Source organism: Achromobacter deleyi (assembly GCF_013116765.2).
GTDB lineage: Bacteria > Pseudomonadota > Gammaproteobacteria > Burkholderiales > Burkholderiaceae_B > Achromobacter > Achromobacter deleyi_A.
This window is the reverse complement of record NZ_CP074375.1, coordinates 6050707-6072693: the sequence shown is the minus strand read 5'-3', so window position 1 is coordinate 6072693 and position 21987 is coordinate 6050707. Positions and strand designations below refer to the sequence as shown.

Below are 21987 nucleotides of genomic sequence, written 5' to 3'. Positions count from 1 at the left end.
CCGGGTCATGACATGTATGCAAGCGTATTTCGTTATATATTCAAGAATATAACGATTCATTAACAGCTTAACTACTTCGCGACCGCCGCTATCCGATCATGCACGCCGTGCTGCTCCCCTTGCCCGCCCAGGCCGACGCCGCCATCCCGGCCCAGCGGTTTGCCCGCGCCTTGCTGCGCCATGCGCCCCCCGGACACCCCGATGCGGGTTTCTTTGCCACGGTAATCGGCACCAGCCTTGCGCATCGGAACCTGGCGCGCAGCGGCCTGGCTCCCGCCGAACTGCGCGAGCTGATCGGGCATCTGTTTCCCGGCGCGCTGACCGGCCACGACAGCGCGCTGTCCGCGCTGCGCGACCAGTACGCGGCCTATGTCGATTGCGGGCTGGGCGACCCCCAGCCCGGCTTCACGCTGCTGATGCGCGTGCTGCTGGACGCCTACCGCGCGCCCGAGCCGGACACCACGCCGTGGGTCAGCAGCGTCCTGGCGCACGCCTGTCTGCGCCCCGACCACCTGTGGCGCGACCTGGGCCTGTCCGGCCGCGAGGACGTCACCTTCCTGCTGGCGCGGCACTATCCCGGCCTGGTGATGCGCAACGTGCGCAACCTGCGCTGGAAGAAATTCCTGGCCTACTCCGCCTGTGAGTACGCCGGGCTGCCGGCCGCGGCCGCCCCGGGATGCCCCGGCTGCGAGGATCACGGGGTCTGCTACCCCGACCCGCCGGACTGACGGCCCGTCTCAGAACCGGTAAGTCGCCCCGACGCCCAGCCCGCCGCTGCGCCCGGCCGCCGGCTCGTAATAGCGGCCGTTGCTTTCATTGACGATCACCGACCCCGCATAGCGCCGGTTGAACAGGTTGTCCACGCGAGCATAGGCATTCAGTTCCCACGCGCCCAGGATCTGCACGTAGCCGACGCTAGCCGCGGCCACGAAGTAACCCGGCGCGTCCTGGTCGTTGGCGTCGTTAACGTAGATCTTGCTCAATAAGCGCCCTTCGACCGAGGCCTGCCAGCCTTGCGGCGGCGCCCAGGCCAGCGACGCGAACGCCGCCTGGCGGGCAATGCCCGGAATCTTGTTGCCGGCGCGGATGGCGCCGGCGCTGTCGTCCATATAGCGCGCATTCAACCAGGTGTAGGCGAACTGCGTGCGCCAATGCCGCGCGAATTCACCCGACCAGCCCAGTTCCACGCCGTCGCGCCGTGTGCGGCCGGCGTTCTGGAAGCTGCTGCGCCCGCCCGAGCTGCCCGCCGACACGATCTCATCGTCGGTGCGGGTCTGGAAGACCGCCGCCGTCAGCAGCCCTCCGGCCATGCGCGATTTCACGCCCGCTTCCAGATTGGTGCTGAGCGCGGGCATCAGCCCAAAGTTCAGGCCCGGCAGGCCGTCGGGCCGGTAGGAGATTTCGTTCAGGGTCGGGGTCTCGAAGCCGCGCCCGTAAGAAGCGTAGACGCTCACATCGGCATTCACGGCATAACGCAGCGCCGCCACCGGCAGGGCCTTGCGATAGCGCGCGCCGCCGCTGTCATCGCCGTTGCCGGGCACGATGTAGTGGTCGTCCGAATCGAAGCGGACCGTGCTCCAGCGCAACCCGGCGTCCAGCGTCCAACGCTCGGCGAAACCCCACGACGCCTGCACATAGGGATCGGCGTTGTATACCGTGTTGGTCTCGTCGCGCCGCAAGGCGCCGCGCACGCCCAGTTGCTGGCTGGCTCCCGAGCCGACGAAGTTCTGGTAGCCCTTGCGGGCTTCGCGCATGGAGTCGTAGGAGAAGCCGCCGACCAGGGTGAGCGGCCTGCCCGCCATGTCCAGCTCGGACGTCCAGCGCAGATCCGCGCCGCCGTACTGGCGCTTCAGGTCTATGACGCCGCCCGCCTGCGTGGGCGCCAGTTGCGCCGCCGGCGGAATCGACTGGTACTGCGTGGTGTCGCGCTGGCCGTAATAGACCATCAGGCGCAGCGCGTTGCGGCCGTCCACCTGGCGTTCGTAGACCACCCCGCCCTGCGTCTGCCTGACCGTCTTGCGGGTGTCGTACTGCTCGGCCAACGGCGCGCTGCGCGGGTCGTCCTGGAATTGCTGGTAGGTCAGGCCCAGTGGGTCCTGCGCCCGCAGGTCCACGCTGTTGACGACGACGGTCAGGCGGCTGGCGTCGTCCAGCTGCAGGCCCAGCTTGGCATTGCCCAGGTTCTTGCGGGCGGCGCTGTGGTCTCTATAGCCATCGGTGGTGAAGCGCGTCAGATCCAGCACATAGTCCAGTTCGCCTGCGCCCGTGCCCGTGATCCCGCTGGCGCTGGCGCCGTAGCGCCAGGTTCCGTAGCTGCCGCCCCAGCCGCTGGCCGCCAGCGAGGGCGGGTCCGCGCCGTCCTCCGTGAACACCTGGATCACGCCGCCCGAGGAATTGCCGTATAGCGCCGAGAACGGACCGCGCAGCACCTCGACCCGGGCAATGGAGCCGATGTCGATGTTCGAGGTCTGCCCCTGCCCGTCGGGCATCGTGGCCGGAATGCCGTCCACGTACAGGCGCACGCCGCGCACGCCGAAGGTGGACCGCGCGCCAAAACCGCGGCTGGATATCTGCAGGTCCTGCGCGTAGTTCTGGCGATTCTGGATCTGCAGGCCCGGCACCCCGGCCAGGCCTTCCGACAGATTGATCCCGGGTTGCCCCCGGCGCATCGCCGCGCCTTCCACCACGTCCACCGAGGCTGGCGTGTCCAGTACCGCCGTGCCCAGGCGCGTGCCGGTCACGACGACCGGGGGCATCGTAGGCGCCTGCGCCAGGGCGGCCGCTGCCGGGACGAGCGCGATGAACGCGCCCGCCACCCGCCGCCATGCCCCGCCGCCCCGCCATCGTCGCCGCGCCAAACCGCTCTCCTGTAGCTGTGGGCGGGAATCGGTTCTAATACCCGCCATGGATAAATCGCAAGACATCGAACGCCGGCTGCTGGAGCTTGAAGTCAAGGCCAGCTTCGCGGACGACCTGCTGGAGCAGCTGAACCAGATCATCGTCCGCCAGCAACAGCAGATAGACCGGCTATTGCGCGAGGTCGCCGACCTGCGCCAGCAGGCGCCGGAAGGCGCCGCCCCCTTCCGCAGCCTGCGCGACGAGCTGCCGCCGCACTACTGACGCGCCGCTAATAGCGGTAGCGCAGCAGTCTGGTCATGCCTCCCAGGAGCCGCACCCGGCGCATCAGCCATAGCGCCGTCCGCGCCGGCCAGGAATACCGCTGCCGCTGTCCCGCATCTTCCGCCTCGTACCCCCCCTGTTCGGTGCGCAGCCTCAAGCCTGGCACCAGCGCCTCCAGATCCTGCGGGCTGCCCAGGCTCCAGCGCATGACGGCCCCGGTTGAGCGGATCATGCGGTTGTGCGCCACCCAGGTCAATCCCAGCCGGTTATAGGCGTCAAAGACGATCTCGCCAGCGGGAAATTTCGTGGTCACGGTCCGCAGCAGCTGCAGCAGCGCTTCCTCGGGCAGATACAGGAACAGGCCTTCGGCCACGATCAGCGTCGGCTTGCCGGCGGGAATCCGCGCCAGCCAGGCCGGGTCGGTCACCGGCGAACCCACCAGGCTGCAGCCCGGCCGCGCCGGATAGAGCTTGCGCCGCAATTCGATGACCTCGGGATAGTCCACCTCGAACCACTCGACCCCGGGTGGCGGATCCACCCGGAAGACCCGGGTGTCCAGGCCGCAACCCAGGTGCAGCACGGTGGCGTCGCCATGCGCGGCGATGAACTCGCGGGCCCATCCGTCCAGCGTGTGGGCCCGTGTCGCCAGCCCGATCATCTCGTCGCGGCGCATGCGCAGCCTGGAAAAATCGTGGTCGATGCGGCCGACGGCAGCCGCGGCGTAATGGTCCCGCAGCAACGAGCCCGGCAGGCGGCTTTCCCGCGCCTTGGCGTAGAGCGTGATCAGCAGCGTCGCTTTTTCACGCGTCAGGTGGATCTTTTCCATGCTGGCCCCCGTCGATCATGCACCAGCGCCCTATTCCATAAATGGGGACTTTGAACAAAATCGAAGCCCATCTTTCCACTCATGGAAATATCTTTTACGGATATACGGGTTTATCCCTACCTAGAATCGGCGCAACATTGAGTCATCGGGAAACAGCAACGAAGCACGACGGATAGGCCGCCGGATTCGCTCCCAAGCTCTTGAAATCGGAGGTTTACCATGAAGACCCTTGCTACCGCTTTGATGTTCTCACTGGCCGCACTGAGCGCCGGCTCCTATGCCGCCTCGCCCAACATCGAACCCAACAACATTCCGTTCCAGGGCGTCTACGGCACGCCGTACGAGGGCCCGACCCGCGCCCAGGTGCAGGCTGAACTGGCTGCCGCCAAGGCCGCGGACAAGGCCGCGGGACGCGACAGCAGCGTCGAACCGAACAACGTGCCCTTCCAGGGCGTGTACGGCACGCCCCACACCGGCAAGACCCGCGCCGACGTGAGGGCTGAACTGGCCGCCGCCAAGGCCGCGGACAAGGCCGCGGGACGCGACAGCAGCGTCGAACCGAACAACGTGCCCTTCCAGGGCGTGTATCCCGGCAGCAAGTAAGCCGCCCGCAGATTTACCCTCCCCTTGTTGTACCTTGGCCGCCCCGGTTGGGCGGCCTTTTTTTGGCGTACTATCGGCTCAGATTCACGCCTTAGAATCACGTATTGCAACAATGGTTGTTCAGACCAGGGAGCCCATCTTGAGATATACCCGCGTTCTTGCTGCACTGATGATGACTTGCGGCCTGTCGGCGGCGGCGGTCGCCGCGCCTCTGGTGATGCTCAACGACGCCCTCATCACGCAGATTTCCAAGGCCGATCGCGCGTCGTTCCATGAAGCCGTGGCGCAATCGCTGAACAACTCCGCCGATGGCCAGAGCACCGAATGGACCGGCACCGTGCAGCGCAAGAAAGCCGCGCCGATCAAGGTGCAGCTGACGCCCACCAAGACCACGAAAATCAAGGATGACCGCGTCTGCCGTTTCCTGGTCGGGGAATTCGCCCGCACCACCACGACGGAAACCTGGCAGTTCTGGTTCTGCAAGCAGCCGGACGGCACCTGGAAAGCCAGCAGCAATTGACGCCTGCGGCCCGACGCCCCGTCCGGCCATGAAAAATGCGCGCCGCCCCGAAAGGAGCGGCGCGCATTTTCTTGCCCGCAAGCGCCGCGCTCACCGCGCGGCGCGGAAGGCTCAGGGAGCTTCCACCCGGTTGGCGTCCAGCACCGTCATGGCCGTCATGTTGATGATGCGGCGTACGGTGGAGCTGGAGGTCAGGATGTGCACCGGCGCATTGCAGCCCAGCAGGAACGGACCCACCGCCACGTTGCCGCCCGCCGCCGTCTTGAGCAGGTTGTAGGCGATGTTGCCGGAGTCCACGTTCGGGCACACCAGCAGATTGGCCTCGCCCTTGAGCGTGGACGACGGCAGGATGCGCATGCGCAGCGCCTCGTCCAGCGCGCAGTCGCCGTGCATCTCGCCGTCGATCTCCAGGTCCGGATCGATCTGGCGCACCAGTTCCAGCGCCCGGCGCATCTTGGCGCCCGACGCCGAGCTGCCCGAACCGAAGTTCGACCGCGACAGCAGCGCCACCTTGGGCGCCAGATTCATGCGCGCCATTTCCTGCGCCGCCATCACCGTGAATTCCGCGATCTGTTCCGCCGTGGGCTCGTCGTTCACGTGCGTGTCCACCAGCACCACCGTGCGCTCGTTGAGCAGCAGGATGTTCATGGCGGCGTACACGTTGTGCCCCGGACGGCGGCCGATCACCTCGTCCACGAAGCGCAGGTGGTCATGGTAGGCGCCGACCGTGCCGCAGACCATGCCGTCGGCATCGCCCAGGTGCAGCATCATCGCGCCGATCAGGGTCAGGCGGCGGCGCATTTCCACGCGCGCCATTTCCTTGGTGATGCCGCGGCGGCACATCAGTTCCCAATACGTCGTCCAGTACTGGTGGAAACGTTCGTCGTATTCCGGGTTGGTGACTTCCACATCCTCGCCCAGGCGCAGGCGCAGGCCGAACTTCTCGATGCGCGACAGCAGCACGGCGGGCCGGCCCACCAGGATGGGACGGGCCAGGCCTTCGTCCACGATCACCTGCACCGCGCGCAGCACGCGCTCGTCTTCGCCTTCGGTGAACACGATGCGCGACTTGCCGCCGGCGCGCACGATGCGCTTGGCCGCCGAGAACAGCGGCTTCATGAACGCGCCCGAGTGGTACACGAACTGCTGCAGCTGCTCTTCGTAGGCTTCCAGGTCGGCCAGCGGGCGCGTGGCCACGCCGCCGTCCATCGCCGCCTTGGCCACCGCCGGCGCAATGCGCACGATCAGGCGCGGATCGAAGGGCTTGGGAATCAGGTACTCGGGGCCGAACGAGATGTCGTAGGTGCCATAGGCCGCCGCGACCACTTCATTCTGTTCCTCTTCGGCCAGCTGGGCGATGGCATGGACCGCCGCCATTTCCATTTCACGCGTGATGGTCGTGGCGCCCACGTCCAGCGCGCCGCGGAAGATGTACGGAAAGCACAGCACGTTGTTGACCTGGTTCGGGTAGTCCGAACGGCCCGTGGCCATCACCACGTCGTCGCGCACGCCATGCGCCACTTCCGGCAGGATCTCGGGCGTGGGATTGGCCAGCGCCAGGATCAGCGGACGCGGGCCCATGGCCGCGACCATCTCGGGCTTGAGCACGCCGCCCGCCGACAGGCCCAGGAACACGTCCGCGCCCTGGATCACTTCGGCCAGCTTGCGCGCGTCGGTCTTTTGCGCAAAGCGCGCCTTGTCCGGATCCATCAGCACGGTGCGGCCTTCGTAGACCACGCCCTCGATGTCGGTGACCCAGATGTTCTCCAGCGGCAGGCCCAGGTCCACCATCAGGTCCAGGCACGCCAGGGCCGCGGCGCCCGCGCCCGAGGTCACCACCTTGACCGTCTTGATGTCCTTGCCCACGACCTTCAGGCCGTTGATGAAGGCGGCCGACACGGTAATGGCCGTGCCGTGCTGGTCGTCGTGGAAGACCGGGATCTTCATGCGCTCACGCAGCTTGCGCTCGACGGTGAAGCACTCCGGCGCCTTGATGTCTTCGAGGTTGATGCCGCCGAAGGTGGCTTCCAGGCCGGCGATGATCTCGACCAGCTTGTCCGGATCGGTCTCGTTGATCTCGATGTCGAACACATCCAGGCCGGCGAACTTCTTGAACAGCACCGCCTTGCCTTCCATGACCGGCTTGGAGGCCAGCGCGCCGATATTGCCCAGGCCCAGCACCGCGGTGCCGTTGGTGATCACGCCCACCAGGTTGCCCCGGGCGGTGTAGCGATACACATTGGCCGGGTCGGCCACGATTTCCTCGCAGGCCGCCGCCACGCCGGGCGAGTACGCCAGCGCCAGGTCGCGCTGGTTCACCAGCGGCTTGGACGCCACCACGGAGATCTTTCCGGGAGTGGGGTACTCGTGATAGTCCAACGCCGCCTGGCGGTCTGATTGCGTGTTCATGGGGCTTTAGCCTCGCTGTCTTGAATATGCAAAAATTCTAGGCTCCAAGACATAAGGTGATCATTCGGATTTAATATTGTTCCATTACCTTTTACTTATGATCTGTCTATGACGGCCTTTGACCCGGATGCCGTTATCCGGAAACTGACCTCCCGCCTGAAGATGCGTCACCTGATGCTGCTGCTGCAAATCGAGCAGCACGGGTCGCTGACCCGGGTGGCGGAACACATGGCCACCAGCCAGCCGGCCGTGACGAACGCCCTGGCCGAACTGGAAAGCATGTTCGACGTGCCGCTCTTTGACCGCTCGGTCCGGGGCATGACGCCCACCCCCCTGGGCGCCGTGGTGCTGGCCCGGGCCCGGGGGCTGGTCCATGACCTGGGCCACCTGGTGCAGGAAATGGAGGCCGTGGCGGCAGGCCATGCCGCCCACCTGCATATCGGCGTCATTCCCTTCGTGTCGGGCCAGATGCTGTCGGCGGCCATCGGGCGCACGCTGCCCCAAGGACGCCGCATCACCGCCACCATCCACGAAGGCCAGGGGCCCGCACTGCTGCGCCAGCTGCGCGACCACACGCTGGACATCGTGGTGGGCTGGGCCACGCCCTCGGTGGACCTGAGCAATATCGAATTCGAGGTGCTCTACCACCAGCAGCCGCGCCTGATCGCCAGCCGCCGGCTGGCCGCAAGGCTGGGCCGTTCGCGCCTGGAATGGAACCGGCTGGCCGACCTGGACTGGATCCTGGGCACGCCGGGCAGTCCGATACGCGAACAGGTGGCCGACATCTTCCTGCGCGCCGGCCTGGCGCCGCCGCCCCCTTCGGTGCAAAGCGACTCGTCCAAGCTGATCGGCGAAATGATCGTGGCCAGCGACCGCGCCGTCTCGATCCTGCCGGCCGATATCGCCGACGAACTGGTGCGCATCGCCGGCGCCGCCATCGTGCCCTATTCCTTCGACTGGACCCTGCCGCCGATCTCGCTGTTCACGCGCGCCGACGGCTTGCGGCGCAACGTGGACGCCCTGTTCGCATCGGCCTTGCGCGAGGTCTACACCAAGGGCGCCCGCCCGCCCCTGTAAACCCTGGCCCGCGCGCAAGGGCGGGTATCATGAAAGCCGGACTGACCTGTGCGGCCCCCGACTTCCGGCCCGGTCACGGCGCCAGTTCCCCGGGAGGCCGTAGGCAATGACGCACGCGAACACGCAGGCTCCGCAAGCTCCTCAACCCTGGCACCAGCTTTCCGTCGACGACACGCTGGGGCTCCAGGTGACCAGCCCCTCGGGCCTGTCGCAAGACCAGATCCGGCGCAGGCAGGAAACCTTTGGCCTGAACGCCCTGCCTCCCCCGGTCCGTCGCAGCGCCTGGCTGCGGTTCCTGGCCCATTTCAACGATGTACTGATCTACATCCTGCTGGGCGCGGCCGTCGTGACGGCGCTGATGGGGCATTGGCTGGACACCGCCGTCATCCTGGCGGTCGCGATCATCAACGCCATCATCGGCCATGTGCAGGAAAGCCGCGCGGAGCGCTCGCTGGACGGCATCCGCGACATGCTGTCGAACCATGCCCGCGTGGTGCGCGACGGCCAGAAGGAAGAGATCGACGCCCGCGACCTAGTGCCCGGCGACATCGTGATCCTGCGCCCGGGCGACAAGATTCCCGCCGACGTCCGGCTGTTCGACACGCACAATTTCCGCGTCGAGGAATCGATGCTGACCGGCGAATCCACCGTGGTCGAAAAGCACGATGCGCCGCTGCCGGGCGACGTCCCGCTGGGCGACCGGCTGAACCTGGGATTCTCCGGCACCCATGTCAGCGCCGGCAATGCGCGCGGCGTCGTGATCGCCACCGGCAGCGATACCGAGATCGGCCACATCAACCGCATGATGAGCGAAGTGCAGACGCTCCAGACCCCGCTGCTGCGGCAGATGGATCAGCTGGGCAAGCGCATCTTCCAGGTGGTGCTGGTCATGGTGGCCGTGCTGTTCCTGGTCGGCCGCTACCAGCTTGGCATGCCTTTGCCCGATCTGCTGTTGTCGCTGATCAGCATCGCGGTGGCGGCGGTGCCCGAAGGCCTGCCCGCCATCATTTCCATCATCCTGTCACTGGGCGTGCAGCGCATGGCGCGCAACCGCGCCATCATCCGCAAGCTGCCCACCGTGGAGACGCTGGGCGCGATGACGGTGATCTGCTCGGACAAGACCGGCACCTTGACCATGAACGAGATGACGGCCAAGAACGTGCTGCTGGCGCAGGGCGCCTATCGCGTCGCCGGCGACACCTACCAGCCCGTGGGCGAGATCGCCAGGGAATCCGACGGGCTGCCCGTGGACTGGCGGCACGAAGACGCGCTGACGCGCTTCGTGCGCGCCTCGGCCATCTGCAACGACAGCCAGCTGCACGAAGACGCCGATGGCCAGTGGCGCATCGTGGGCGGCCCCACCGAAGGCGCCATGATGGTGCTGGCCGCGAAGGCCGGGCAAGGCCTGGACGGCGTGGACAAGCTGGGCAAGGTGCCGTTCGACTCCAGCTACAAGTACATGGCGCGCCGCTGCAACGACCACGGCCAGAACCTGATCTACGTGACGGGCGCGCCCGACGTGCTGTTCCAGCTCTGCGCCCAGGAGCAGGGCGAACACGGCCCGCAGGCGCTGCGGCGGGAGTACTGGGAAAGCGGGCTGCAAACCTTCGCGCATCAGGGCCTGCGCACGCTGGCCGCCGCGTACAAGCCTGGCGTTGCGGGCGCGACCGCGCTGGACCATCCTGATCTGCAGGAAGGGCTGATACTGCTGGGCATCGCCGGCATCATGGATCCGCCCCGCCCCGAGGCCATCGAGGCCATCGCCCACTGCAATCAGGCGGGCATCCGCGTGAAGATGATCACCGGAGACCATCCGGAGACCGCGCTGGCCATCGGCGCCATGCTGGGCATGACCTACACGAGCGAGGCCATTACGGGCGCCCAGCTGCAGCACATCAGCGACCAGGAACTGGCCGTGCTGGCTCGCGACCACGACATCTTTGCCCGCACCAGCCCCGAGCACAAGCTGCGCCTGGTGCGCGCGCTGCAGAGCCTGGGCGAAGTCGTCGGCATGACCGGAGACGGCGTCAACGACGCGCCCGCGCTCAAGCAGGCCGACGTCGGCGTGGCGATGGGAATCAAGGGCACCGAAGTCACCAAGGAAGCCGCCGACATGGTGCTGGCGGACGACAACTTCGCCTCCATCGCGTACGCGGTGCGCGAGGGCCGGCGCGTCTACGACAATCTGAAAAAGACCATTCTCTTCATCCTTCCCACCAACCTGGCGCAGGCCCTGCTCGTCATCACCGCGATCCTGGCCGGCGCGCTGACGCCGTTGTCGCCCCTGCAGATCCTGTGGATGAACATGGCCACCTCCACCACCCTGTCATTCGGCCTGGCGTTCGAGCCCGGCGAGCCCGGCATGATGCACAGGCCGCCGCGCACCCCGGGCAAATCCATCCTGGACGGCTTCGCCATCTGGCGCATCGCCTTCGTGGGCATCCTGTTCACCACCACCGCGTTCATCATCGAGAAAAGCCTGGTCGCCGCCGGCCGGGAACCCGACTTCATCCGCACGGTCATCCTGCAGACGCTGGTGACGGCGCAGTGGACCTATCTGCTGAACTGCCGCCTGCAGGACCGGTTCTCGCTCACGCTCAGCATGTTCCGCAACAAGGCGCTGTGGCTGGTCACCATCGCGCTGGGGCTGCTGCAATGCGCCGTGATCTATCTGCCGTGGATGAACCGCGTGTTCGGCACCGTGCCGCTGCCGCCGGAATACTGGACGCTGACCCTGGTCGCGGCCGGCGTGCTGTTTGTCATCGTGGAAATCGAGAAACTGATCCTGCGCACCTGGCGCGCCCGGCACGCCAGGCCGGTGCTGGCTGATCGGCCGGCAGCCTGATTTTTCCGCCCGCGGCGCGGGCGGAAAAAATGCCAAGAAATGTAAACGCCGCGTCCGCGGCAGCCCCTGCCCTCCTATACTTTGCGCCGCCAAATTTCACGCAGGGGGCTTGCAGCTTGTTCATCATCTCGCCACACATCGCGAGCCGCCGCGCGCTTGCCCTGCTGGGTCTGGCCGCGCTGGCCTCGCTGTCGGGCTGCAGCTCGCTGCTCGGAGAAGGCACCGGCGCCGCCGCCGGCATCGCCGGCACGGCCATCGCCAATCAGGTCACGGACAATCCCACGGTCGCCACCGGCATCGGCCTGGGCGTGCAGGCGGGCGCCAAGGCCGCGCTGGCCTACGCGCAGCGCAAGACCCGCGGCGAGGAACAGGACGCCATCGCCATGGCCGCCGGCCCGCTGGCGGTGGGCAAGGTCGCCAACTGGAACGTCAAACATCAGATCCCCATCGAAGGCGATGCGCGCGGTCAGGTCACGGTCAGCCGGCTGATCGGCGGCGTGAACCTGGAATGCAAGGAAGTGGTGTTCTCTATCGACACCCCGGCCGACAAGGCCGGCGCCGATCCGCGCCGCGAGTTCTACGTCACCACCGTCTGCCGCGACGGCGAACACTGGCGCTGGGCCAGCGCCGAACCGGCCACCGCCCGCTGGGGTTCGCTCCAGTGACGCGCGCCCTTGGCTTGCTGGCGCTGGCCGCCAGCCTTGCGCTGGCCGGCTGCCAGAGCTCATCCATCGGCGGCGCGACGGGCGCGGTGGTCGGCACCCTCAGCGGCGCGGCGACCGCCAACCCGGTGGCGGGCTACGCCATCGGGGTCTCGGTGCAGGCGGCCGTAGACGCCACGGTCAAATACGTACTGCGCGAATGGAAGAACGACCAGCAGAACGTCATGGCCAATGCGGCCGGCGAACTGCCCATCGGCCAGGTCCGGCAGTGGCAGATCCGTCGCACGCTGCCTGTGGGCAATGAGCGCGGCGGCATCCAGGCCGTGCGCGACATCGACACCCCGCTGACCCGCTGCCGCGAGGTGCTGTTCACGGTGGAGCAGGACGACGCGCCGCAGCAGGCCTACGCCAGCCTGATCTGCCGGCAAACGGACGGGCAATGGAAATGGGCATCGGCCGAACCCTCCGTCGCGCGCTGGAACGGCCTGCAATAGGGCCTGTCCACCCTGGAAGGAGCCTGGCACGGGCCGGGCTTGATCGCGCCGGACCCCGCGAGCGATACTGGCCGTACTTCAACCGCCGTCCCCGCCGACCCTCTCGCCCATGTCCGCAGGCCAGTTCATCATGCAGCGCAGTTCGATCGCCGGCGTGCAGGCCATCGCCGCGCGCAGCCGGCACGCGTTCGCGCGGCATACGCACGATCAGTTCGGCATCGGCGTGATGCGCCAGGGCGCGCAGGTTTCGCACAGCGGGCGCGGCCAGGTGCAGGCCGGCCCGGGATACGTCATCACCGTCAACGCCGGCGAGGTCCATGACGGCGCGCCCATCGGCGACGGCATGCGCGCCTGGCAGATGCTGTATCTGGACCCGGACGTGGTCGCCGCCGCCACGGAAGACATCTGGGCCGGCGGCCTGGGCGGCGGTGGCCGACGCCAGGACTACGAATTCGAACAGCCTGCCCGGGAACAGCCAGGGCTGGCGCGCGACGTGCTGGCGCTCTACGCGCATGCCACGGCCGGCGCCGCGCCGCTGGCCCGCGACGCGCTGCTGCTGCGCGTTCTTGCGCAGGCGGGCGGCCCGCAGGGCGCCCGCCCGGCACCGGAGCGCCATGGCGTGCCCGGCTCCATCCGCCACGCGCGCGGCCTGATCGACGACGACCCGGCCGCCGCGCTGTCGCTGGCCGACCTGGCCTGCGCCAGCGGCCTCAGCCGCTACCAGGTGCTGCGCGCCTTTGCCCGCGCCACGGGGCTGACGCCCCACGCCTACCAGATGCAGCGCCGCCTGCAGCTGGCGCGCCGATTGATCCGACTAGGCATGCCGCTTGCGGATGCGGCCGCCTCGGGCGGCTTTGCCGACCAGAGCCACATGACGCGGCTGTTCGTGCGCACCTATGGCGTGTCCCCGGGACACTACGCGCTGGCCGCCGGCGGCGCCTGACGCCTGGCCGCTGCAATTTCGTTCAAGACCCGGGGTCTGCTCCAGCCCTACGCTGCGCTTTTCCAACCTGGGCGGGGCAACGAGCATGAACGAGCGGATGCGCGGCTTTGGCTACCTGGCCGCGGCCATGACGCTGGTAGGCAGCACGGTGGTGGCCAGCAAGATCATCGGGGCCGGCCTGCCGCCCTTCACGGCGACCGCCCTGCGCTTTGCCATCGCGCTGCCGTGCTTTGCGCTGCTGATGGCCGTGACCGGCGCGCGCATTCCCCGGCTGGGCCGGCGCGACTGGCTGTTGCTGATGGCGCAGGCCATCGCCGGCAGCGTGGGCTACACCACGCTGCTGATCGCCGGGCTGCAGCGCGCGTCGGCGGTGGACGGCGGCATCATCCTGGGCACCCTGCCGCTGGTCGCCGCCGCGATCGCCGTCCTGGTGCTGGGAGAACGTCCGGGCAAGGCCGCGCTGGCCGCCATCGGCGTCGCGGGTTTCGGCGTGTGGCTGATGTCGCGTCATGCGGCAGCAGCGGGCGGCGCGGCCTCCCTGGCCGGCAATGCGCTGATCCTGGGCGCGGTGGTGTGCGAAGGCCTGTTCATCCTGCTCAACAAGCGCCTGCATGTGCCGGTGGCGCCGCTCGCGCTATCGACCATCATGTCGGCCTTCGGCCTGGCGTTCTCGGCGCTGGCCTGCGTGGCGGAGGCGCCGTGGACCCTGACCCTGCCGGCCGGCGCCTTGATCGCGGTGGCGTACTACGCGCTGGTGCCGACGGTGGGTGGATTCCTGCTCTGGTATGCGGGCGCGGCCCGGGTGCGCGGATCGGACGCCGCGCTCTTCACGGCGCTGGCGCCGGTGTCGGCCGTGATGCTGGCGGCCGGCCTGCTGGGCGAGCCGCTGGCCGCGGCGCAACTGGCCGGCATGGCTTGCGTGCTGGCGGCCGTCGTCATGCTGGCCTGGGCCGGGCGCGGCAGACCGCCACTGAAGGAAGCCCCGCGCGGATCCTAGCCTCGGCTGAACGCCAGCGCGAATTCGTCGGAGAAGATGTCGGCCAGCGAACGGCGCAGGGCCGCGGCGCGCTCGACGCCATAGGCCGCCTCGAAGCGGCTCTGCGCATCCTTCCACAGCCGCCTGGATTCCGCCAGCTTGGCCCGGCCCGCATCGGTGAGCTCCACGCGTCGGCTGCGGCCGTCCAGCGGGTCGCGCATCATCTGCACATAGCCATCGCGCTGCAGCGGCTTGAGGTTGTGGGCGAGCGCCGACCGGTCCAGCACCATGGCGCGCGCCAGGTCGGTCATGGAGGGCGTGCCGGCGCGCGCAATGTGAACCAGGATCGAATGCTGCGATACCTTCAGGCCGCAGGGCGCCAGCACCGTGTCATACAGCTGCGACACGCGCCGCGTCGCCTTGCGCAGCGCGGCGCCGTTGCAGACTAGCGGGTCCTGAGTGGCGGCTGGGCCGAATAGCGGGGCGTCGGACATGGCAGGCCGGGGGTGAAAAGTGCGCGGGGAACAAGGATATAACGCTACTGCCGGGGCGGTTTTGCGTCCAGCCCATTCTTGACAGATATTGGCATATGCACGTAAATTTTATCAACCCTTTCCCACCGGCCTGCCCCATGCCAGCGACTCCCCCGCCACGCCCCGCCAATGCGCGCTTGCATGCCATGCTTTCCGCCCCCATCGCGCCCACCCTGGCGCGGCTGGCCTGGCCGAACATCCTGATGATGCTCGCGCAGTCCTCCACCGGCCTGATCGAGACCTGGTTTCTCGCGCGCCTGGGCACGCCCGTGCTGGCGGGCGTGGCGCTGGTGGTGCCTGTCCTGATGCTGATGCAGAACATGTCGCAGGGCGCGATGGGCGGCGGGATCTCCGCCGCGGTGGCGCGCGCCCTGGGCGGCGGCAGGCAGCAAGAGGCCGACCAGCTCGTGCTGCATGCCGTGGTGCTCAACGCCTTGCTGGGCCTGTTCTTCTGCGTGCTGCTGCTGGCCTTCGGTCCGGCGCTGTATCGCGCGCTGGGCGCCGAGGGCGCCGCGCTGGAAGCCGCCCTGGCGTATTCCAACGTCATCTTCGGCGGCATCGTCCTGATGTGGCTGATGAACGCGTTCGCCAGCGCCATCCGCGGCACCGGCAACATGCTGGTGCCCGGCGCGGTCATCTGCGGCGGCGCCGTGCTGCTGATTCCGCTCTCGCCCTGCCTGATCTTCGGTTGGGGCCCCTTCCCCGCGCTGGGCGTGGCCGGCGGCGGCTGGGCGCTGGTGATCTATTACGCCGTGGGCGCGCTGATCCTGGGAGCCTACTGCGCAAGCGGGCGCAATGCGGCGCGCCTGGTGTACAGCCGCCTGCATGCGAGCCTGATGCGCAACATCCTGAGCGTCGGCGCGCTTGCCACCATCAATCCGCTCATGACCAATGCGCTGGTGGCCCTGACCGCCGCGCTGGTGGGCGCCTATGCGGGCGAAGCGGCGGTGGCCGGTTATGGCATCGCCGTGCGGCTGGAATATCTGCTGATGCCCATCGCCTTCGGGCTGGGCGCGCCCATGGTGGCGATGGTGGGGTCCAATATCGGCGCGGGCCAGCCGGAACGCGCATTGCGCATCGCCCTGACCGGCGGCGCAATGGCCTTCGTGCTGGCCGAAACCATCGGGCTGACGGCGGCCATCTTTCCGGAAGCCTGGCTGCGCCTGTTCGGCGCCGAAGACCACATGCTGCAGGCCGGCGCCAGCTATCTGCGCACCGTCGGCCCCGTCTATGGCTTCTTCGCGCTGGGCTTTTCGATGTACTTCGCCTCGCAGGGCGCGGGACGCCTCAAGTGGCCCTTGATAGCAGGCTTTCTGCGCCTGCTGATCGGCATCGGCGCGGGCGGCATCGCGCTGCGCCTGACGGGGTCGTTGACCGTGTTCTTCCTGATCGCGGCCGTGGCGATGTGCGTGTATGGCCTGGTCATCCTGGGCGCCGTGGCCTCGGGCTCCTGGTTCGACCGCGGACATCTGCCTGGACGCCGGTTCCGGCCGTTCGCGCGCTAGCCGCGGACACGCCCTCGGGCATCTCCGCCGGCGCATCGCGCAAGGCGTATTCGACCAGCTCGGCCGCGTACGCCGGCAGGGCCTCGCGCACGCACAACACCAGGTCGCGCGCGGCCCAGCCATCCGCCAGCGCGACGCGGCGCACGCCGGCTGCCCGTCCGTAGCGCACCGCCGCCACGCGCGGCACAATGGCGATGCCCACGCCCTGTCCCACCATCCGGCACACCGCATCGAAGCTGCGCAGGCGCACGCGGTAGGACAGCGCCTTTCCGCCGCGGCGGGCGTGGTGCGCAATGTGTTCTTGCAGCGCGCTGCCTTCCACCAGCCCCACGAACTCGTGCGCGGCCACATCGGCCAGCAGGACCGACGGAAGCTCCGCCAACGGATGGCCCTGCGGCACGATCAGGGTCAGCGGGTCGTGGCGGAAGGTGCGCGTGCGCAGACCATGCAGGTCGGCCGAATCCGCCAGCACGCCGATGTCGCACGCGCCGGCGCGCAGCGCGTCGGCGATCTCATGGCTGAGGCGTTCTTCCAGGTCCACCGAGATGCGCGGGTGGTCCTTGAGGAAGGCGCCCAGCACCGGCGGCAGGTATTCGCTGAGGGCGGTGGTGTTGCACAGCACGCGCACGTGCCCTTTCAGCCCTTGCCCGTAGTGGTCCAGCTCTCCGCGCATGCGGTCCATCTGCCCCAGCACCACCCGGGCATGGTGCGCCAGCGTGCGGCCCGCCGGGGTGGGCTCCACGCCGCGGGGCTCGCGCAGCAGCAGCGCCACGCCCAGCGTGTCCTCCATGCCGCGGATACGCTCGCTGGCCGAAGCCAGCGTCATGTGGGAACGCCTGGCGCCCGCGGTGATGGAGCCGCTTTCATGCACGTTCAGGAAGAGCCGCAGGTCGGTCAGGTCGAATCGCATGAAAAAAGCGTAGCACGCCAGCCTCAGGCTGATCCATAGGCTGGGTATGCAAGATCCCGATGCGGATTTCGGGCTGCCTGGCGGCAGAATGAGGCCGTACCCACCAAGACAGGGGAAATCCCATGAAAACCACGACATGGCGCGGCAGCGCCGCAAGATGGCCGGGCATGGCCTTGATGGCGCTGGCGCTACATGCCTCAGGCCAGGCCGAAGCGGGCGCCGGGTTTGGCGGCTACGCCTCGCCGGCCCAGCAATACGCGCTGGCGCTGGAAGCCCAGACCCGCGGCGACTACGCCGCGATGCTGACCTGGCTGCGCGCCGCGGCGCACGATGGGCATGTCCCCGCGCAGCGCATGCTGGGCGTGGCGTTGATCGGCGGACCCGTGCTCTATGGCCCGTCCCTGCGCGCGGACCTGTGCGAGGGGCGGCGGTGGCTGTTGCGCGCCGCCCGCCAGAATGAAGCGCCGGGCGAAGATGTGGCCTATGCCTTGTTCGGCCGTCCCAGGGATGCCCTCACCGCCCACTGCGAGGCCTCATGAATCCCCTGGACCTGTTGCCCGGCGGCACACCCGCGCTGCTGGCCGCCACCGTTGCCGTCTTCGTCCTGGCCGGCGTGGTGAAGGGCGTGGTGGGCCTGGGCCTGCCCACCATTTCCATGGCCATGCTGGCGCTCGTCATGGCGCCGGCGCAGGCCGCGGCGCTGCTGATCGTGCCATCGCTGATCACCAACCTGTGGCAGGCGCGGCCCTGGCCCACGCTGCTGCAGGTCTTTCGCCGCATTGCCGCGATGCAAGCGGGCATCTGCGCGGGCACGATAGCCGGCGCGCTGTGGCTGGGCGCGCCGTCCGGCCAATGGGCCAGCGTCTGCCTGGGACTGGCGCTGGTGGCCTATGCCGCGTGGGGCCTGTTCGGATCGCCGCCCACCGTGCCCGCGCGGCACGAGGGCGTGCTGGGCGCCGCCGTCGGCGCGATCACCGGCGTGATCACCGCGGCCACCGGCGTATTCGTGATTCCCGCCGTGCCGTACCTGCAGGCGCTGAACCTGGACAAGGACCAGCTGATCCAGGCCATGGGCATTTCCTTCACGGTGTCGACGGTGGCCCTGGCCGCGGGGCTATGGCTCAATGGCGGGTATGGCGCCAGCGCCGCCGGCGCGTCGATCCTGATGCTGCTGCCCGCGCTGGCCGGCATGGCGCTGGGACAGTGGCTGAGGGGCAAGCTGTCGGCCCGCACGTTCAAGCTGTGCTTCATGATCAGCCTGGCGCTGCTGGGCGCCTATCAGGCCGCGCGCGGCCTGGCAGGCTGAACCTGCAGGCTGAACTACGCGCTTACGCCGCCAGGCGCCTCTCGTCCACGAAGCCGGTCGACACCGACATCTCGCGCCAGCGCGCCAGTTCCTGCTGCACCGCCTGGATCTTGCTGCGCGCCTGATCGAAGGAGTCGCGGCCCAGGAACAGATGCAGGGGCGCGTACTGCGCCTGCGCCGCGTTGATCAGCGCCTGCGCCGCCTTGACCGGATCGCCGCCCGGCTCCCGGCCCTGCGGACTGCGCGCGGCGAGTTCAGGCGATACGCCCGGCGCCCCCGCGCGCATCGCCCCCGGATACACCAGCGATACACGGATGCCCAGCGGCGCGGCCTCGGCGGCCAGGGTTTCGGTCAAACCGCTGACGGCGAACTTGGCGGCGCTGTAGGCCCCCCATTCCGCGCAACCGCCGTCAAAGCCCAGGATCGACGAAATATTGAATACATGTCCGCTGCGCTGCGCCCGCATGCGCGGCATCACCGCGCGGATGACGTTCAGCACGCCGAACACATGGGTGTCGAAACTGCCGCGCAAGTCGGCGTCGGACAGGGTGTCCAGCGAGCCTTGCAACCCTTGGCCGGCGCCGTTCACCAGCACATCGACACCGCCGAACGCCGCCATCGTGGCATCCACGGCGCGACGTACGTTGCGCTCGTCGGCCAGGTTCACGGTCAGGGGCAGGAACTGGCCTTCCAGCTTGGCGCCCACCGCGTCCAGCAAGGCATCGCCGTCGCGGGCGGTGGCCGCCACCTTATATCCCTGATTCAACAGCATCTTCACCAGTACCAGCCCCAGCCCCGTCGACGCGCCCGTCACCAACCAGATTTTTTCGGTATTCATGCGATTCCCTTCCCTTGCTCGCGGCCGCTGGCAAGATGCCTGGCGGCCCGGCCGGCGCCGGCGGACTGCTGAAGCAGCCGCCGGTCCCGGCCCTGGAAAGGATAGTAAGAATCGCACGCCAGCGCGTACAGGCTCGATCTTGCGTGAAACCTGCCTATTTCTACGTTGATGCGTCCGCGCGGGCTTCAGCCCAGGGCGCTGCGGTAGTGCTCGCTGTCGAACCGGGGCGCGGTGTCCGCGTTTGGGGCGGGCGAGGCGGACGCGGGTTCGCTGACCGGCGCCACGCCGAAAAGAGAGAGTTCCGCGCTGACCAATGCTTGTATGAAATTCGCCATGATGACTCCTGGAGCGAGGCGTCCCGGCCGGCGGACAGGGCGCCGGTCTTATAGAGGACAGAGATGGCATGGTGCAGGCCATGGCGCCATGCGTCCATTTGCTTTACTCAATCGCGGCGATTGAAGACGCGCAAGGCCCGGGCCGACTCAGCGCGCAAAACGCCGGCGCTGGCCGGTCTGCCTGACCGCCGCCACCAGCGCCTGCGCGGCGGGGCCGGCGGATCGCGAAAAGGCATAGAAGCAGGCCTGCGGCAGCTCCGGCATGGCGTCTTCCGCGGACAGGGCGCGCAGGCCCTCGCGCAATTGGCTGCGCGCCACCGGCGCCACGGCAAAGCCGGCTTGCGCGGCCGCCAGGCAGCCGGCCATGCTCGCGCTTTCGAATACGGGCTGCCAGGCGCGCTGCGCCCGGCCCAGCGCGGCAATAGCGGCTTCCCGGTATACGCAGGGCTCGGGAAACACCGCCAACGGCACCTGCGGCCCCGGCTTCCAGGCCTTGTCGTCGCCCCAGGCCCACACCAGTTCTTCTTCCCACAGCAGCTCGCCGCCATCCTCCACGCGCGCGCATTGCTTGCCGAACACCACGTCCAGCTTGCCGCGCGCCTGCTGGCGCAGCAGATCGGCGGTCACGCCCACCTTCAGTTCGATGGAGGCCTCGGGATGCGTCCGATGAAACGCCTGCAACACCTCCGCCAACCAGGCGCCCGCGAAGTCCTCCGACGAGCCGACGCGCAGGCGCCCCTTAAGCCGCGCGCCGCTCAGGCGGGCGCGTGCCTCTCTTTCCAGATCGACGATGTTGCGCGCGTAGGCGTAGAGCGTCTCGCCCGCCGGGGTCAGTTCAAAGCTGCGCGTATTGCGGTCGAGCAGCACGGCGCCGGCCACCACCTCCAGCCGCTTGATGTGACCGCTGACGGCGGAAGGCGTCAGCGCCAGCGCATCGGCGGCCAGCGCAAAGCCGCCGCAATCCACAACCTCCAGAAAGGTGCGCAGCAGCGTCAGGTCCAGCACGGGGCCGGCGGTTTCGCTCGGGGTGTACACGATGGCGTGTTCCTTTTATCAACGATTTACTGATAATAACAAGCCATTCATCAAGAATCATGACAAGCGACGCAGCTATCGTGACAGCATCCCAACCCCGACGAGATTCCGCCATGCGTCCGTACTTCCACGTCCATACCCCCGTGCTCGATATCGCCTACCAGGAATGGAATCCGGCGGGATCGCACACCGCCGTGCTCGTGCATGGCTGGCCCGACAGCCCTGAATCCTGGAGCACCGTGGCGCAACGGCTGGCCGCCGAGGGCTACCGCGTACTGTGCCCGGCCTTGCGCGGCTTCGGGCCCACGCGCTTTCTGCGCGCGGACACGCCACGCAGCGGCGAGCTTGCCGCGCTGGGGCGCGATCTGCTGGACTTCATCGGCGCGCTGGGCCTGCGGCAGCCGGTGCTGGTGGGGCACGACTGGGGCGCCCGCGCCACCGCCAACGCCTGCGGCCTGGAGCCCGGCATCGCGTCGCGGCTGGTGCTGCTGTCCGTGGGCTACGGCACCAACGACCCGGCCCAGCCCCTGTCGCTGGCCCAGGCGCGCAACTACTGGTATCACTGGTTCATGGCCACGCCGCGCGGCGCCGAGGCGGTACGCGCGCACGCCCGGGAGTTCACCCGCTACATGTGGGACACCTGGTCGCCCGGCGCCTGGTATGTGCCCGCCGAATTCGATGAGGCGGCGCGCGCCTTCGACAATCCGGACTGGCCGGCGGTGGTGCTGCATTCCTACCGGCACCGCTGGGGCTTTGCGGACGGCGACCCGGCCTATGCCGACGACACGGCCCGGCTTACCCCCGCTCCCGTCCTGACCGTGCCCACGCTGGTGCTGCACGGCGGCGCCGACGCCTGCAACCTGCCCGCCACGTCCGAAGGCAAGGACGCTTATTTCACGGGCGGGTACGAGCGCCGGGTGCTGGACAGCGTGGGCCATTTCCCGCAACGCGAGGCGCCGCAAGCCGTGGCGGACGCCATCCTGAAATTCTGTGGGGGAGCCGCCCGGGGCGAGAAAAACCGGAATGGCGGATAATTCGTCTGTTTCCCGC

Annotated in this window: 22 protein-coding genes; 14 read left to right on the top strand and 8 right to left on the bottom strand. The window is 68.4% G+C overall.

Annotation, left to right across the window (positions count from 1 at the left end; all coding sequences use genetic code 11):
• Positions 1-98: 98 nt before the first annotated feature.
• A complete protein-coding gene (locus HLG70_RS27535) occupies positions 99-728 on the top strand; it encodes a nitrogen fixation protein NifQ (protein WP_171667211.1) in 630 nt (209 codons plus the stop codon).
• 9 nt (positions 729-737) lie between these two features.
• Here the strand turns inward: HLG70_RS27535 and HLG70_RS27530 are convergent, their stop codons facing one another.
• Entirely contained in the window at positions 738-2906 is a 2169-nt protein-coding gene (locus tag HLG70_RS27530; RefSeq protein ID WP_419144783.1) for a TonB-dependent receptor domain-containing protein, read from the bottom strand.
• Between HLG70_RS27530 and HLG70_RS27525 the strand changes: the two genes are divergently transcribed.
• On the top strand, positions 2905-3120 hold the full coding sequence (locus HLG70_RS27525; protein ID WP_171667212.1) for a SlyX family protein: 216 nt from the start codon (positions 2905-2907) through the stop codon (positions 3118-3120). The two genes, HLG70_RS27530 and HLG70_RS27525, sit on opposite strands and share 2 nt — an antisense overlap.
• Before the next feature lie 7 nt (positions 3121-3127).
• On the opposite strand, the gene HLG70_RS27520 is transcribed toward HLG70_RS27525, so the two are convergent.
• A complete protein-coding gene (locus HLG70_RS27520; RefSeq protein WP_171667213.1) occupies positions 3128-3946 on the bottom strand; it encodes a class I SAM-dependent methyltransferase in 819 nt (272 codons plus the stop codon).
• A 219-nt stretch (positions 3947-4165) separates the two neighbouring features.
• Between HLG70_RS27520 and HLG70_RS27515 the strand changes: the two genes are divergently transcribed.
• Both HLG70_RS27515 and HLG70_RS27510 read left to right on the top strand, forming a co-directional pair.
• Entirely contained in the window at positions 4166-4549 is a 384-nt protein-coding gene (locus HLG70_RS27515) for a DUF4148 domain-containing protein (RefSeq protein WP_171667214.1), read from the top strand.
• 139 nt (positions 4550-4688) lie between these two features.
• Positions 4689-5069 carry a hypothetical protein gene (locus HLG70_RS27510; RefSeq protein ID WP_234103270.1) on the top strand — a complete coding sequence of 127 codons (381 nt, stop codon included), beginning with the start codon at positions 4689-4691 and terminating at the stop codon, positions 5067-5069.
• A 111-nt stretch (positions 5070-5180) separates the two neighbouring features.
• Here the strand turns inward: HLG70_RS27510 and HLG70_RS27505 are convergent, their stop codons facing one another.
• Positions 5181-7478, bottom strand: a complete 2298-nt coding sequence (locus tag HLG70_RS27505; RefSeq protein ID WP_213697145.1) for an NADP-dependent malic enzyme — start codon at positions 7476-7478, stop codon at positions 5181-5183.
• 108 nt (positions 7479-7586) lie between these two features.
• On the opposite strand from HLG70_RS27505, the gene HLG70_RS27500 reads away from it, so the two are divergent.
• The 6 genes from HLG70_RS27500 (at position 7587) to HLG70_RS27475 (ending at position 14496) form a co-directional block, all read left to right on the top strand.
• Positions 7587-8555, top strand: coding sequence for a LysR substrate-binding domain-containing protein (locus HLG70_RS27500; protein WP_171665123.1), 969 nt, complete (start codon positions 7587-7589; stop codon positions 8553-8555).
• A gap of 106 nt (positions 8556-8661) precedes the next feature.
• Entirely contained in the window at positions 8662-11400 is a 2739-nt protein-coding gene (locus tag HLG70_RS27495; protein ID WP_171665122.1) for a cation-transporting P-type ATPase, read from the top strand.
• A gap of 116 nt (positions 11401-11516) precedes the next feature.
• Positions 11517-12065: a hypothetical protein gene (locus HLG70_RS27490; RefSeq protein ID WP_171665121.1), complete on the top strand. Its 549-nt coding sequence runs from the start codon at positions 11517-11519 to the stop codon at positions 12063-12065.
• Positions 12062-12556, top strand: coding sequence for a hypothetical protein (locus HLG70_RS27485; protein WP_171665120.1), 495 nt, complete (start codon positions 12062-12064; stop codon positions 12554-12556). The genes HLG70_RS27490 and HLG70_RS27485 overlap by 4 nt, the downstream gene beginning before the upstream one ends.
• A gap of 109 nt (positions 12557-12665) precedes the next feature.
• Entirely contained in the window at positions 12666-13499 is an 834-nt protein-coding gene (locus HLG70_RS27480) for an AraC family transcriptional regulator (protein WP_171665119.1), read from the top strand.
• An 85-nt stretch (positions 13500-13584) separates the two neighbouring features.
• Positions 13585-14496, top strand: coding sequence for a DMT family transporter (locus HLG70_RS27475; protein ID WP_171665118.1), 912 nt, complete (start codon positions 13585-13587; stop codon positions 14494-14496).
• Here the strand turns inward: HLG70_RS27475 and HLG70_RS27470 are convergent.
• Positions 14493-14969 (bottom strand): MarR family winged helix-turn-helix transcriptional regulator, encoded by a 477-nt coding sequence (locus HLG70_RS27470; protein ID WP_171665117.1) that lies wholly within the window; start codon positions 14967-14969, stop codon positions 14493-14495. The two genes, HLG70_RS27475 and HLG70_RS27470, sit on opposite strands and share 4 nt — an antisense overlap.
• Positions 14970-15106: 137 nt before the next feature.
• Here HLG70_RS27470 and HLG70_RS27465 point away from each other — a divergent pair, with 137 nt between their 5' ends.
• Positions 15107-16513 (top strand): MATE family efflux transporter, encoded by a 1407-nt coding sequence (locus HLG70_RS27465; protein ID WP_234103268.1) that lies wholly within the window; start codon positions 15107-15109, stop codon positions 16511-16513.
• Here HLG70_RS27465 and HLG70_RS27460 read toward each other — a convergent pair.
• Positions 16431-17423, bottom strand: a complete 993-nt coding sequence (locus HLG70_RS27460) for a LysR family transcriptional regulator (RefSeq protein WP_171665116.1) — start codon at positions 17421-17423, stop codon at positions 16431-16433. The genes HLG70_RS27465 and HLG70_RS27460 overlap by 83 nt on opposite strands.
• A gap of 122 nt (positions 17424-17545) precedes the next feature.
• Here HLG70_RS27460 and HLG70_RS27455 point away from each other — a divergent pair, with 122 nt between their 5' ends.
• The gene (locus tag HLG70_RS27455) at positions 17546-17962 is read left to right on the top strand and encodes a sel1 repeat family protein (RefSeq protein ID WP_171665115.1); all 417 of its coding nucleotides are present in this window, start codon (positions 17546-17548) and stop codon (positions 17960-17962) included.
• The gene (locus tag HLG70_RS27450) at positions 17959-18729 is read left to right on the top strand and encodes a sulfite exporter TauE/SafE family protein (protein ID WP_171665114.1); all 771 of its coding nucleotides are present in this window, start codon (positions 17959-17961) and stop codon (positions 18727-18729) included. Before HLG70_RS27455 ends, HLG70_RS27450 begins: the two co-directional genes overlap by 4 nt.
• A 22-nt stretch (positions 18730-18751) precedes the next feature.
• Here the strand turns inward: HLG70_RS27450 and HLG70_RS27445 are convergent, their stop codons facing one another.
• The 3 genes from HLG70_RS27445 to HLG70_RS27435 all read right to left on the bottom strand — a co-directional run bounded on the left by HLG70_RS27445 (position 18752) and on the right by HLG70_RS27435 (position 20937).
• The gene (locus HLG70_RS27445) at positions 18752-19567 is read right to left on the bottom strand and encodes an SDR family oxidoreductase (RefSeq protein ID WP_171665113.1); all 816 of its coding nucleotides are present in this window, start codon (positions 19565-19567) and stop codon (positions 18752-18754) included.
• 185 nt (positions 19568-19752) lie between these two features.
• The gene (locus tag HLG70_RS27440) at positions 19753-19902 is read right to left on the bottom strand and encodes a hypothetical protein (protein WP_171665112.1); all 150 of its coding nucleotides are present in this window, start codon (positions 19900-19902) and stop codon (positions 19753-19755) included.
• A 147-nt stretch (positions 19903-20049) separates the two neighbouring features.
• Positions 20050-20937 carry a LysR family transcriptional regulator gene (locus HLG70_RS27435; protein ID WP_171665111.1) on the bottom strand — a complete coding sequence of 296 codons (888 nt, stop codon included), beginning with the start codon at positions 20935-20937 and terminating at the stop codon, positions 20050-20052.
• Positions 20938-21050: 113 nt separating this feature from the next.
• Between HLG70_RS27435 and HLG70_RS27430 the strand changes: the two genes are divergently transcribed.
• Positions 21051-21971 carry an alpha/beta fold hydrolase gene (locus HLG70_RS27430; protein ID WP_171665110.1) on the top strand — a complete coding sequence of 307 codons (921 nt, stop codon included), beginning with the start codon at positions 21051-21053 and terminating at the stop codon, positions 21969-21971.
• Positions 21972-21987: the final 16 nt, after the last annotated feature.